This is a genomic window from Phyllobacterium sp. 21LDTY02-6, assembly GCF_023554255.2.
Classification (GTDB): Bacteria; Pseudomonadota; Alphaproteobacteria; order Rhizobiales; family Rhizobiaceae; genus Phyllobacterium.
The window spans coordinates 915,178-928,504 of record NZ_JAMJWD020000002.1 but is presented as its reverse complement, the minus strand read 5'-3'; the positions used below and the strand labels follow the sequence as shown (position 1 = coordinate 928,504).

Genomic DNA, 13,327 nt, shown 5'->3' with positions numbered 1-13,327 from the left:
GATCGCCACGCCGGCAATCAGGGCTCCATCCGAGCCCTGATATTTCCTTGCGCCAGTCAATGGCAAATCAGCCACCGAACATTTGGCCGAACTTCGCCTTGTCGGCATCGGTCTGCTGCAGAACCTTCTGCGTCTCGATCGGCATGACCTTGACCTCGACGCCTTCCGGCAGCCAGCCCGGCCGGCCGATGCTGGGCTTCGCCGGCAGATATCCCTGTTCGAGCGCCAGTTTCTGGCCTTCGTCGGACAGGATGAAGTCGACGAATTTCTGCGCTGCCGGTACGTTCTTGGCGCCGGCCATGATCGCAACCGGCTCGGTGACCGCAGGAACGCCTTCGCTCGGGAACACGAACTCGATCGGCGAACCCTTGGCCTTGGCGTTGAGCGCCATGAAGTCGACGAGAATGCCATAGGGCTTCTCGCCGCTGGCGACCGACTTCAACACCGCGCCATTGCCACGGACGCTGACCGTTTCATTGGCCTTCAGCTTCTCGAAATAGTCCCAGCCGAACTCGGGATTGGCGACGAAGCCGCTCAGGAGATAGGCGGCAGCGCCCGAGTAAAGCGGGCTCGGCATCACGATCGCGCCCTTATATTCCGGCTTCGCCAGATCGGCCCAATGCGCGGGCTTGCTCGGAGCGGCCGAATTGTAGGCGATGCCGGTGGTGATCAGCTTGCTACCGAAATAGGTCTTGCCGGGATCGTAGGAATCAGCGGCGAAACCTTCGACATTGGCTTTCTCGTAAGCCTGGAGCTTGTCCTGCTTCTTCAGGCTTTCCATGCTGACGGCATCGGCGATGAGCAGGACGTCGGCCTGGGCGGCACCGGCGGCGAATTCCGCCGCAAGCTTGCTCATGATCTCGCTCGTGCCCGAACGATAGACCTGGACTTCGATATCCGGATTGACCTTCTTGAACGCTTCCACCGTCTTGGCGGCATCGGCATCGGGTTGCGACGTGTACAGGGTAAGATTTTCCGCCCAGGCACTGCCCAGGGCCAGCGAAGCTGCCAGCAGTACCGGCGCGCCCAACAACATTCTTGCGACTTTTTTCATTTTCTTTCTCCTCCCAGGGATTCTGGTGTTCGGTGGAAAGGTTGCGGTTCCACGAAAATCATCCTCCACGCATGGCCGGCCATTGTATAGCTTCGACCATGCTGGCAATGATAGTTCATGTTCATTTGTCACTTGTCAAATACATTTGAACAATGAAGCTTATATGACAGTTTGGGCATGCTAGCAGATATTCCGAAGGGGGAGATTGGGATGGAACAGGCGGAACTTCCGATGACTTCGTCGAATTTGAAGGTGAAGACGGCCTGGCTCTATTATGTCGAGGGGCTGACGCAGGAACAGATCGCGGAAAAGCTGCAGGTGAGCCGGGTAAAGGTGATGCGCACGCTGGCGGCGTGCACGTCCGAAGGCATTGTCGTCACCACCATCAACGGCGTGACGGCAGAGCAGATCGCGCTGGAGCGGGAACTCGAAAAACGCTGGAACCTGTCTTCGGCCATCGTCATCCCGACGCCCAGCAGCGAAGAACACCTCGAAACGGCGATAGGCCATGCGGTGGCCTCCTATCTCGGCGAATCGATGCAGGACGGCATGACGCTCGCCATCGGCGGCGGCGCCACCCTCTATGCCAGCCTGCGCTTCATCGAAAAGCGCCAGCTGAAGGATGCGTCGGTCGTGGCGCTCGTCGGCAGCCTGCCGCATTCCCGCTGGGTCAACCCGTCGATCGTCGCCGCCCGCGTCGCGGAGGCCTATGGGGTCGACAGTTACCAGATCACCGCGCCGGTGGTGGTCGACAATGCTTCCTTGCGCGACGCACTGTGGCAGCAGGAGTCGCTGAAGGACGTCAAGCAGCGCGCGGAGGCGGCTGACATCGCCCTCCTGACCGTCGGGGGCATAACGCCGGAATCGACCATATTCAGGCATGACATCCTGTCGGCGAGCCTGATCGGGCCTTTGACCGCCAAGGGCGCGGTGGCGAACATATTATGCTACGTCATCGACGCGGAGGGGCGCCTGATCGACCACGAGGTGAACCGGCAGATCATGGCGATCGACCTTCCAACAGTGGCGCGCATTCCGAATGTGGTGCTTGCCGCCGGCGGAACTGCCAAGACCGAGGCCATCCGCGCTGCATTGAAGGTCGTCGCCGCCAAGGTGCTGATCACCGACAGCGATACCGCCGCGGCGCTGCTGGCGAAATATTAGAGGACGCCGCGGCTGCGCAGGAAATCCATCAGCCCCATATGCGTGATCGCCTCGAACTCCGCCGCCGCATCGGCAAACTTCTTGCGCTGCTTGATCAGCATGCCGAATACCTGCTTCATCTCCGACGACACGCCGAAGCGCTCCCAGCGCTCCGCCACATGCGCCGGCAGCTCCAAATCCTTGCAGAAATCGGAAATATTGCCGTAGCCGAGTTCGGCGAGATGGGATTTCACCTCGTCGGCCGGCATGCGCTCTTCCACCGCATGATCGTGAAGCCGCTGCGCCATGAGCCGCAGATCCGCCGGCGACGAACCCATGACCCGGTTGAGAATGGATCTGACCTCATTGGGAAATGGCGGCATGGTGGACTCCAGATTTGCTGTGCCGCCAGTCTAGCCGCAACCGGTTGGCCGGACCAGAGGATTCTCAGATGAGGTGGCGCTGTTTCAATTCATCCTTGGCGTAGGCGTAGTAGATCGGCGCCGCTATCAGCCCCGAAATGCCGAACCACGCCTCCAGCACGATCATGGCGAGCAGCAATTCCCACGCCCGCGCCTTGATGCGCGACCCGATGATCTTCGCATTCATGAAATATTCGAGCTTGTGGATGATCACCAGGAAGGCCAGCGAACCGACCGCGGCGACGAAGGAAACGCTCAGCGCCACGATCACGATCACCGTGTTGGAGATGAGGTTGCCGATCACCGGCAGCAGCCCGACCAGGAATGTCACGGCGATCATCGTCTTGACGAGAGGCAGATGCACGCCGAAGGCCGGAAGCACCCCGGCAAGGAATATCGCGGTGAAGAAGGTATTGAGCGCTGAAATGCGCAGCTGCGAAAAGACGATGTTGCGGAAGGCGTTGCTGAGGAATTCCGCCCGCTCCGTCAGCGCCACGGCCAGCGGCCCGGGCCACCTGCTGTCAGCAAAGGAGGTCAGGGCAATGAGGCCGCCGACGACCATGCCGAGGACGACGCGGATGATCAGCACGCCGATGTCCCTGCCGACGAGCTGCAGTTGCCCGGCATGATCGCGGAGCCAGCGGGCTGCGAGACTCTCGAGTTCTTCGAGATTGCTCGGGAAATATTCGCGCGCCCAGGCCGGCAGGTGAACCTGCGCCGTATCGATGATCTCCGCCATCTTCTGAAACAGCGACACGATGCCTTCCGTATTGTCGGCGAGCAGCGAAACGGCGCTCGTCACCCCGACGACGATGAGCACGATGAAGATCAGGCTCAACAGCGCGAGAGCGAGCGTCCGCGTGAATCCGTTCGACACACCGAGGCGGCCGAGAACGGGAGCCGCCATGTGGACGAGACTGTAGACCAGCAGGCCCGACAGCAGGGCCGAGAGCAGACCGAGTTGCAGCACGCCGAACAGGGCGGCCGCGGCCAGAACATAGGAAGCGATCTGGGACTTTGACAATGTTTGCAAATCTGGCACCGGCAATGAGCGATTGGGTCTTGAGTTTTTGTCGCACAGTCAATCCAGCGATTGGCCCGCCCAGTCAAGTAATATCTCCAATCGGCGCCGCACGGCGGACTAGTCCGGATAGGCCAGCTTCCTGATCTGCCGCATATCCCTGACGAACTTCGCGGTTTCCATCTGCTTCGAACCGGCATCCGGAATCCGCAGCAGATAGGAAGGATGAACGGTCGTATAGAGCTGCTGGCCGTCACCGAAAGCCACGGCGCGGCCGCGGAAATCCGCAAGCCTTTCCGTTCTTTGCATCAGGGCGGTCAAGGCCGTTGCGCCGAGCGCGACCACCAGCTTCGGCTTGACGATGCCGAGCTCATGTTCGAGCCACCAGCGGCATGGCCGGATTTCGCCCATGTTCGGCTTCTGATGGATGCGGCGCTTGCCGCGCGGCGTGAACTTGAAATGCTTGACGGCATTGGTGACATAGACCTGCGACCGGTCGAGTTCCGCCTCCTTCAGCGCCGCATCGAGCATCTTGCCCGCCGGGCCGACGAAGGGCTGGCCGGCAAGATCCTCCTGATCGCCCGGCTGCTCGCCGACGAACATGATCCTCGCATCCTGCGGCCCTTCGCCGAATACGGTCTGCGTCGCCGATTTGTAGAGATGGCAGCGCGTGCAATGTTCCGCCTCGTGCCTGACCTCTTGCAATCCTCCCGGCAGCGTTTCGACTTTGGACGCACGCGGTCGGGCGTTGCCGGCCCGGGCGGCGGGGCCGTTCGACGCTGCAATGGTCCAGCCCATGAGCAAGCCTCCTTTGGCAGAACGGAGCTTCACGTCTCCATAAAGCCCGACGGCACGGCAAATGTTCCCCGGTCCGCGCACCTGGGCATTTTCCAGGGCGCAAAAGGAAAGGCGCCGGACTTTCGCCCGGCGCCTTGCGAAACCTCGAAAGAGCCTGCCTGGACTTCAGGCCGCTTCCACCTCGCCGTTCCGCCGCCGATAGACGATGGACGAGAACAGCGACATCAGGATCAAGGCAGCGCCGATCAGGCCGGTGATGACCTCGGGGATGTGCACCAGCGTCTGGCAATACATGATCACGGCGAGCACCAATATCGCGTAGAATGCGCCATGCTCGAGGTAGCGGTACTGGCCGAGCGTCTGTTTCTCCACCAGCATGATCGTCAGCGAGCGCACATAGAACGCGCCGATGCCGAGACCGATGGCGATGACGAAGAGATTGGTCGAAAGCGCGAAGGCGCCGATGACGCCATCGAAGGAGAAGCTCGCATCGAGCACTTCGAGATAGAGGAACGCGCCAAGGCCGCCCTTGTGCACGCTGTCCATCTGCTCCTGGGTCGCGTCGAGAATGGCACCGAGACCTTCGACCACGAGGAAGGTGAGCAGGCCATAGATGGCGGAGGTAAGGAAGGTGATGGATTCCGCTCCTTCCAGCTGGCGCGAGAAGAAGATGATCAGGGCCAGCACCACGCCGACCTCGATGCCCTGGATGGAGGCAAAGCGCGAGGCCCGGCTTTCGATGACCTTGATCCAGTGAATGTCCTTCTCATGGTCGAAGAAGAATTTCAGCCCGACCATCATCAGGAACGTTCCGCCAAAGGCGGCGATGCCCACATGGGCTTCATTCATGATGCGCGCATATTCGCCCGGATTGGAAATCGCGAGCTTCAAGGCCGAAATCGGATCGATCCACGCCGCCACGGCGACGATCGCCAGCGGAAAGATGATGCGCATGCCGAAGACGGCGATGATGATGCCCCAGGTCAGGAAGCGATGCTGCCATTTCGGCGTCATATCCTTCAATATCTTGGCATTCACGATGGCATTGTCGAAGGAAAGCGAAATCTCGAGAATTCCGAGTACGGTACAGATGAACAGAACCGACAAGGCGCCCTGCAATGTTCCCGAATAGACGAACCCTATCCAGGCTCCCAGCGCCAGACCCACGATCGTGAACATGATGGGCCATATGAAGTACCTGTAAGTTGCCATGCGTGTTTCCTGCTCCTGACTCCCGATCTGCATGGGATCCCCCTGCCTAGCCGAAGCTAAGAACAGGAATAGTCGCCCAAATGCAATCTCCCGCCTCCCTTAGAGAGCATAATCCTGTCGTAATCCTGTCGCGGGACGAGGCCGAACAAGGCTATCTCTGCTTGCGAACGCTATAGATAGTGACGGGAAGCGCCGCCCGCCAGCCATCAAAGCCGCCAATTGCCTGAATGTGCGAAATCTGCAGCTTGGCGAGATCGCCGCCATGCGTCGACCGCCAGTTGAACAACAACATCTCGCTTTGCACGGTGACCGCATTGGCGACGAGCCGGCCGCCGGGTTTCAAGGCCTCCCAGCACGTTTGAATGACGCCTTCATCCGTGACGCCGCCGCCGATGAAGACAGCGTCGGGTGCCTCGAGGCCGGTCAGTGCCGCCGGCGCCTCGCCGCATATCAATGTCAGGCCCGGCACGCCGAGGGAGCGGGAATTATGCGTTATGAATTCCTGCCGCGCCTGATTGGCCTCGATGGCGATGGCCCGGCATGATGGATGCGAGCGCATCCATTCGATGCCGATGGAACCGCAGCCCGCCCCCACGTCCCACAGCAGCTGGCCGGGCAGCGGCGCAAGATGCGACAGCGTAACGGAGCGGATATCCCGCTTCGTCAATTGCCCGTCGTGGCGAAAAGCCCCGTCGGGCAGGCCCGCCACCAGCGGCAGGCTGTCCGTGTCAGATGAAGGCTCGCCGCATTCGATGGCGAGGACGTTGAGATCGGCGCAGCGTCCATGCGGCCAGTCCCTCGCAGTCGCGTCGATGCGGCGCTCGCTCCCGCCGCCCAGATGTTCGAGCACCGTAAGCCGGGAGCTACCGAAGCCGGCATCGCAAAGCAGCCGCGCGGCCGCGGCGGGCGTATCGCCATCATTGCTCAGGACGAGCAGGCGCGCACCGGGCGCAAGATGGGCGCGGATCGTTTCCAGCGGCCGGCCATGGACGCTCAGAAGCACGCTGTTCTGGATCGGCCATCCCATGCGCGCCGCGGCCAGCGAGAAGGATGACGGCGCCGGCAGGATGTGCATTTCCTCGGCGGCGACATATCTCGTCAGGGTCGCCCCCATGCCGAAATACATGGGATCGCCGCTCGCCAGCACGGCGACGGGCTCGCCGCGCCGTTCGAGCAGCAGCGGATAGGCATCGGAGAAGGGCGTCGGCCAGGCTATGCGCCGCGCCGAAACCTGCTCGGGCAGATGGTCGAGATGGCGCTGTCCGCCAAAAACCGTTCGCGCTTGCGCCAGCGCATTGCGCGCCGCCTCACCCAGCCCCGAATAGCCATCTTCCCCGATGCCGATGATTGTCAGCCACTGTCTCATCATGTTTCCCGAAACTCGCTGCGCCCCTGCATGCCCGAAACCGCGGAACCGGTCAACGACAGGGTGATGGCGGCAGTTGGCAGGCGCAAAGCCATACTGTAGTTTCGCCCGATGATTTCCGCTTCCACCATAGACCGCCCGCGAAGCAGCGGCGACCGGCGCTCGGCCTGTCCAGGCCTGTTTCGCATGGTCGAAGCGCGCGATGGCGGCATTTGCCGGCTCAAGCTCACCTTCGGCGAACTGACGGCGCAGCAGGCACGCGGCATCGCCGATGCAGCGCGACGCTTCGGCAATGGCATCATCGATATAACCAACCGCGCCAATCTGCAGCTGCGCGGCGTCGCGCCGGAGCACCGGACGGCGCTGATCGATGCGCTGCTGGCGGCCGGACTCGGTCCCTTGACGGATGAGGGCGACGATGTCCGCAATGTCATGATCAATCCGACGGCGGGTTTCGAGCCGGCGCTGATCGATGCCCGGCCTCTGGGCCTGCAACTGCTCGCGGCGCTGCAAACCCGCACCGATTACCAGTCTCTTTCACCCAAATTCTGCATCCTGATCGATGGCGGCGAAACCGTCGCCAAGCTCGATCACCCGCATGATCTATGGCTCTCTGCCGCCGATATCGCCGGATCAGGGCCGGGTTTCTGCTTCGGCTTCGCCGGCGTGCCGCCGATCGCCGCCGACGACAGGCCGGCCAGCGGTTTCGTCATGCGCTCCGGGGCCGGCCACTTCATCGAAGCAGTGCTCGATCTCTTCCTGGATTGGCGCGCCGATCGGCCTGAATCGCTGCGCATGCGGCATTTGCTGGCGGAAATGCCGGCGGAAACCATCGTGGCGAAGCTCCGGCAGGGCGCAGGGATAGAACCGGCCGGGAACTGGCGGCGCGCGGCGCCGGACCGTGGCGGACATCTCGGCCGGATCCATGCGGCAGGAGACCATCATCTTGTCGGCGCACTGCCTGCGCTGGGGCGGCTATCCGCGGCATCGATGCAGCGGCTCTCCGCGCTCGCCCTTTCCCATGGCGACGGCCGCATCCGCATGACCCCGTGGCAGAGCGTGCTCATCGCCGCCACATCGCCGGATATTGCGGCGGCGCTCATTGGCGAGCTGCAAGCGGCTGGCTTCACGACCGATATCCGTGCGCCGCTTGCCAACATGATCGCCTGCTCGGGCTCGACCGGATGCGGCGCGGCATTGGCCGATACGCAGGCGGATGCGGCGCAACTGGCCGACAGGCTTGCCGGCGTACCGGGTCTTCCGCATGTCCACCTGACCGGCTGCGCCAAATCATGCGCTTCGCCATTGGCGCGGCAGGTGACGCTCGTCGCCACTTCTCCCGGGCATTATGACATCTTTCTGCATGCGACCGGTGGACCGTCGCGATTTGGCAAGCTATTGGCTGGCGACCGCACTATCGAGGAAGCCGCCGAATTGATCGGCGCCAGATTTTCCGGCTCCGGGGGGCCATTTGATGCTTGACTATATCCGCGATGGCCAGGCGATCTATGATCGTTCATTCGCCATCATCCGCGCCGAAGCCGACCTCAGCAGGATCCCGGCCGATCTCGAAAAGCTCGCCGTGCGCGTGGCCCATGCGAGCGGCATGGTGGATGTCATCGACGAACTGGCCTTTTCCCCGGGCGCCGGTGATGCCGGCCGGCAGGCGCTGCTGCGCGGCGCCCCGATCCTGTGCGATGCCCGCATGGTATCGGAGGGCGTGACGAGGGCCCGCCTTCCGGCGGCAAACGAAGTCATCTGCACCCTGGGCGAAGCGTCGGTGCCCGAACTTGCCCGCAAGATCGGCAATACGCGCTCGGCGGCCGCGCTTGAATTGTGGCGGCCCCGGCTCGCAGGTTCGGTCGTCGCCTTCGGCAATGCACCGACCGCGCTTTTCCGCCTGCTCGAGATGATCGCGGAAGGTGCGCCGAAACCAGCGCTCATCCTCGGCTTTCCAGTCGGATTTGTCGGCGCGGCGGAATCCAAGCAGGCGCTGGCGGAGAATGATTTCGGCATCCCCTATGTCGTGGTGCACGGCCGGCGCGGCGGCAGCGCCATGGCCGCCGCCGCGGTCAACGCGCTGGCTTCGGAGAAGGAATAATGCCGCACAAAGGACGGCTTTTCGGCCTCGGCGTCGGTCCGGGAGACCCTGAACTCATCACCTTGAAGGCCCTGCGCCTGCTGCGGGCGGCACCGGTGGTCGCCTATCACGCGGCGCGCGGCAAGAAGGGCAATGCCCTTTCGATCGTGGAAGAATACCTGACGGCGGAACAGCAGCTGGTCCCGCTGATCTATCCGGTGACGACGGAGATCCTGCCGGCCCACATGAATTATGATGCGATCGTCAGCGACTTCTACGGCGACATAACGAGGCTGCTGCGTGAACACCTCGATGCCGGGCGCGACGTCGCCGTCATCGCCGAGGGCGATCCGTTCTTCTACGGCTCCTTCATGTATATCCACGACCGCCTGGCCGAACATTACGAGACGGTGGTCGTGCCCGGCGTCTGTTCCATTCTCGGCGGTGCCGCGGTGCTCGGCGCGCCGCTCGTCTACCGGAACCAGACGCTGACGGTTCTGTCCGGCGTGCTCGAAGCCGACGAACTGAAAAGCCGGCTGGCCAATACGGAAGCCGCCGCCATCATGAAGCTGGGCAAGAACCTCGACAAGGTGCGCGGCGTCATCTCCGAGCTTGGACTGATGCAGCGGGCCCTCTATGTCGAGCGCGCCACCATGGACGCGCAGCGTATCCTGCCCTTGAGCGAGGTCGATCCCTCCAGCTCTCCCTATTTCTCGCTGATCCTCGTCCCGGGCGAAAAGTGGAAGGGAACCGGAGAATGACCGCTCCGGCGCCGATCCTGATCGTATTGTCGGCACTCGGGCTCGAAACCGCCCGAAAGATCAAGGCTGGCCTGCCGCAGGCGATCATCCACGGCCTCGCCAGCCGCGCTGCCGGCGCGGACGAGCCATTCGACGATTTCGGCGCCACGGTCCGCGGCAAATATCGCGAGGGGCATCCGATCGTCGCGCTCTGCGCGGCGGGTATCACCATTCGCGCCCTCGCGCCCATCCTCGGCGAGAAGGGTGCCGAGCCGCCGGTGCTGGCCGTCGCCGATGATGGCAGCGCCGTGGTTCCCCTGCTTGGCGGGACGACAGGCGTCAATCCGCTCGCCCGCACCATTGCATCGATCCTCGGCATAGCGCCCGCCATAACGACATCCGGGGAATTGCGCTTCGGCACGTGCCTGCTCAACCCGCCGCCGGGCTATGTGCTGAAGAACCCGGAGGACGCCAAGACCTTCATCGCCGACATGCTGGCCGGAAAGAAGGTCCGCATCGAAGGCGACGCGCCGTGGCTGGCCGATGCCCGCCTGCCGGTCGACGACGAAGGCGAGCTTCGCATCCGCATAGGCAGCGACGACGCGGCGCCCGGCGAGGCGGAACTCCTGTTCGTGACAACGCCCGAAGCGGCGCCGGCATCACCCCGGCGAGGTCGGCTGGTCGTCGTCGGCCTCGGTCCTGGCGATCGCGACTACATGATCCCCGCCGTTCAGCAGGAATTGCAGCGGGCGGAAGACGTTCTCGGCTACGAGACCTATGTGCGCATGGCCGGGCCGTTTCGCCCGGATCAGCGCCTGCACATGACCGACAACCGGGAAGAGATGCAGCGGGCGCGGCACGCGTTCGAACTTGCGGCGGGCGGACGTTCGGTGGTGATGATTTCTTCCGGCGACCCCGGAATCTTCGCCATGGCCGCCGCCGTCATCGAAGCGCTGCACGAATCCGCCGACCCGGCCTGGCATGAGATCGAACTCGTCGTTCTGCCGGGTGTCTCGGCCGCGATGGCGGCAGCGAGCCGCAGCGGCGCGCCGCTTGGCCATGATTTCTGCATTCTGTCGCTCTCCGACAATCTGAAGCCCTGGGAAATCATCGAGAAGCGCATCGCCCTCGCCGCCGAAGCCGATCTCGCCATGGCATTCTACAATCCGATTTCGAAGCATCGCCCCTGGCAATTGCCGCGCGCCATCGAAATATTGCGGCAACATCGTTCGCCCGCGACACCCGTCGTTCTCGGCCGCGACATCGGCCGCCCCGGCGAAGCGCTCACCACCATCGCGCTCGGGGAGCTGACGCCGGAACAGGTGGACATGCGGACTGTCATCATAGTCGGCTCCTCGCTCACCCAGCGCTTTCCGCGCGCTGCGGGCGGCGAATGGGTCTATACGCCGCGCTGGTACGGCGCCAAACCGTAGACCGTGACCGCGCCGAAATTCATCGCCGGATGAGCAAACTTCGTTTGACGCCGGCGGACGATGCCGGAAAAAGGACTATGCGCTTCGCTTTTGCATCGCCGGAAGCCGGGCGCGCGCCCTATCATCCCGCCACATTCATTTGACAGCCGGAGTTCCCATGCCAGACAAAAACTACGTTCTGACCCTCACTTGCGAAGACCGTCCGGGCATCGTCGCCTCCGTCACGACCGAGCTGGCGGGGATGGACGCGAATATCGCCGAGAGCAATCAGTTCTGGGACCGGCAGACCAACAGGTTCTTCATGCGCATCGCCTTCACCGCCGCCGAGGGCACCACGAAGGACGACGTGGAGCGCGGATTGCGGCCGGCGATCGAACGCTTCGACATGAAGACGACATTGGTCGATCAATCGAAGAAGCCGAAGATCGTCATCATGGTTTCACGCTTCGACCACGCGCTGCAGCACCTGATCTACCAGATCAATGTCGGCTGGCTCGATGCCGAAGTCGTGGCGATCGTCTCCAATCATGAAGACAGCCGCCGCTTCGCCGATCATGAGGGAATTCCCTACCATGTCCTGCCGGTATCGCGGGAGAACAAGAAGGAGCAGGAAGACGCCCTGCTGAAGATCGTCAAGGACACCGGCGCCGATCTCGTGATCCTGGCGCGCTACATGCAGGTCCTGTCCGACAATCTGTCGAAGCGCCTGTTCGGCAAGGTCATCAACATCCACCACTCCTTCCTGCCGAGCTTCAAGGGTGCAAAGCCCTATCACCAGGCTTTCGAGCGGGGCGTGAAGCTGATCGGCGCCACCGCGCATTACGTCACGCCGGACCTCGACGAGGGCCCGATCATCGAGCAGGAGACGGAACGCGTCACCCATGCGATGAGCGCCGAGGATTTCGTGGCGACCGGCCGCGACATCGAAAGCCGCGTCCTCGCCCGCGCGGTCAAGAAGCATCTCGAATCCCGCGTCATGCTCAACGGTCACAAGACCGTGGTCTTCGGTTGAGCAGAATCGCGACGGCACAGCGCTGACCGCCGGGCCGCCAAGCGCCCGGCGATGTGGAACAGGCTCTACTTCGCGGCGAAATAGGCTTCCAGATTGGTCACGACGCGGTCGGCCATGGCCTTGCGCGTCTCGACGGTGGCGCTGCCCATATGCGGCTGCAGCACGACATTGTTGAGCGCGAACAGCGCCGTCGGTACATTCGGCTCATCGACGAAGACATCGAGCCCTGCCCGGCCAAGCTCGCCGGATTGCAGCAGCTCGACCAGCGCCTCCTCGTCGACCACCGTCCCGCGCGCGACATTGACGAACGTGCCTTGCGGCCCGAGCGCCTTCAACACGTCGCGCGAGATGACGCCCCGGGTCGCTTCGCCGCCGGGTAGAATGGCTATCAGCGCCGCGCAGTCGCGCGCCATTTCGATCAGGTCGCCATAATAGCCATAGGGGCTGTCGGTGCGCTGATTGCGCGTGTGATAGACGATTTCACAACCAAATGCGGTGAGCTTTGCGGCAATGACGCTGCCGATCCGGCCGAGCCCGACGAGCCCCACCTTCTTGCCCTCGATGCCCTGGGCCAGCGGCGCCGTCTCGCCGCGCGCCCAGCGGCCTTCACGCACGAAACGGTCATTGGCGACGATGTCGCGCGTCGACGCCAGCAGCAGGGATATCGCCATATTGGCCGTATCCTCGTTCAGGACGTCCGGCGTATTGGCGATCTTGATGCCCTTCGTCGCGGCATAGGCGACGTCGAGCGAATCCATCCCGACGCCGAAGGAGGAAACGATCTTCACCGCGGGCAGCAGATCTATCATATCCGCCTTGAGGCCGGTAAAGGTGCTGGTGACCGCAGCTTCGAAGCGATGCGCATTTTCCTGGAGATATCCGAGCGCATCCTCTTTCTCATAGAGCTTTTCCAGCGCATATCTCTTTTCGAGCTCCTCGATCAGATAGGGCATGAGGGGTCCAAGCACGAGAATGGGTGGTTTCGCCATTGTATTTCCTGTGGGTTGCGGGGATGCGGACAGCAAGGCATACAACATAGACAATGT

12 protein-coding genes and 1 pseudogene are annotated in these 13,327 nt (G+C 62.9%); 6 read left to right on the top strand and 7 right to left on the bottom strand.

What is annotated here, in order from left to right; genetic code table 11:
* Positions 1-67: 67 nt before the first annotated feature.
* Positions 68-1,054 carry an ABC transporter substrate-binding protein gene (locus M8997_RS10845; protein WP_250020061.1) on the bottom strand — a complete coding sequence of 329 codons (987 nt, stop codon included), beginning with the start codon at positions 1,052-1,054 and terminating at the stop codon, positions 68-70.
* Positions 1,055-1,285: 231 nt separating this feature from the next.
* Between M8997_RS10845 and M8997_RS10840 the strand changes: the two genes are divergently transcribed.
* Complete coding sequence (locus tag M8997_RS10840) at positions 1,286-2,218, top strand: sugar-binding transcriptional regulator (RefSeq protein WP_250020062.1); 933 nt, start codon at positions 1,286-1,288, stop codon at positions 2,216-2,218.
* Here M8997_RS10840 and M8997_RS10835 read toward each other — a convergent pair.
* The 5 genes and pseudogenes from M8997_RS10835 to cbiE form a co-directional block, all read right to left on the bottom strand.
* On the bottom strand, positions 2,215-2,580 hold the full coding sequence (locus tag M8997_RS10835; RefSeq protein WP_250020063.1) for a hypothetical protein: 366 nt from the start codon (positions 2,578-2,580) through the stop codon (positions 2,215-2,217). The two genes, M8997_RS10840 and M8997_RS10835, sit on opposite strands and share 4 nt — an antisense overlap.
* A gap of 64 nt (positions 2,581-2,644) precedes the next feature.
* A complete protein-coding gene (locus tag M8997_RS10830) occupies positions 2,645-3,643 on the bottom strand; it encodes an AI-2E family transporter (protein ID WP_252597197.1) in 999 nt (332 codons plus the stop codon).
* 117 nt (positions 3,644-3,760) lie between these two features.
* Positions 3,761-4,405 (bottom strand): annotated as a pseudogene (locus M8997_RS10825) (UdgX family uracil-DNA binding protein); the annotation flags it as partial.
* Between the two features lie 198 nt (positions 4,406-4,603).
* A complete protein-coding gene (locus M8997_RS10820; protein WP_250020065.1) occupies positions 4,604-5,650 on the bottom strand; it encodes a DUF475 domain-containing protein in 1,047 nt (348 codons plus the stop codon).
* A gap of 151 nt (positions 5,651-5,801) precedes the next feature.
* Positions 5,802-7,016 (bottom strand): precorrin-6y C5,15-methyltransferase (decarboxylating) subunit CbiE, encoded by a 1,215-nt coding sequence (cbiE, locus tag M8997_RS10815; RefSeq protein ID WP_250020066.1) that lies wholly within the window; start codon positions 7,014-7,016, stop codon positions 5,802-5,804.
* A 111-nt stretch (positions 7,017-7,127) separates the two neighbouring features.
* Between cbiE and cobG the strand changes: the two genes are divergently transcribed.
* From cobG to purU, 5 genes are all read left to right on the top strand, one after another.
* Positions 7,128-8,498 carry a precorrin-3B synthase gene (gene cobG / locus M8997_RS10810; RefSeq protein ID WP_250020067.1) on the top strand — a complete coding sequence of 457 codons (1,371 nt, stop codon included), beginning with the start codon at positions 7,128-7,130 and terminating at the stop codon, positions 8,496-8,498.
* Complete coding sequence (locus M8997_RS10805) at positions 8,491-9,117, top strand: precorrin-8X methylmutase (RefSeq protein ID WP_250020068.1); 627 nt, start codon at positions 8,491-8,493, stop codon at positions 9,115-9,117. The genes cobG and M8997_RS10805 overlap by 8 nt, the downstream gene beginning before the upstream one ends.
* Entirely contained in the window at positions 9,117-9,857 is a 741-nt protein-coding gene (locus M8997_RS10800) for a precorrin-2 C(20)-methyltransferase (RefSeq protein WP_250020069.1), read from the top strand. The genes M8997_RS10805 and M8997_RS10800 overlap by 1 nt, the downstream gene beginning before the upstream one ends.
* Positions 9,854-11,269, top strand: a complete 1,416-nt coding sequence (gene cobJ, locus M8997_RS10795) for a precorrin-3B C(17)-methyltransferase (RefSeq protein WP_250020070.1) — start codon at positions 9,854-9,856, stop codon at positions 11,267-11,269. Before M8997_RS10800 ends, cobJ begins: the two co-directional genes overlap by 4 nt.
* A gap of 157 nt (positions 11,270-11,426) precedes the next feature.
* Positions 11,427-12,281: a formyltetrahydrofolate deformylase gene (gene purU / locus M8997_RS10790; protein WP_250020071.1), complete on the top strand. Its 855-nt coding sequence runs from the start codon at positions 11,427-11,429 to the stop codon at positions 12,279-12,281.
* Between the two features lie 65 nt (positions 12,282-12,346).
* Here purU and M8997_RS10785 read toward each other — a convergent pair whose 3' ends face one another.
* On the bottom strand, positions 12,347-13,270 hold the full coding sequence (locus tag M8997_RS10785) for a 2-hydroxyacid dehydrogenase (RefSeq protein WP_250020072.1): 924 nt from the start codon (positions 13,268-13,270) through the stop codon (positions 12,347-12,349).
* Between the last annotated feature and the right edge of the window lie 57 nt (positions 13,271-13,327).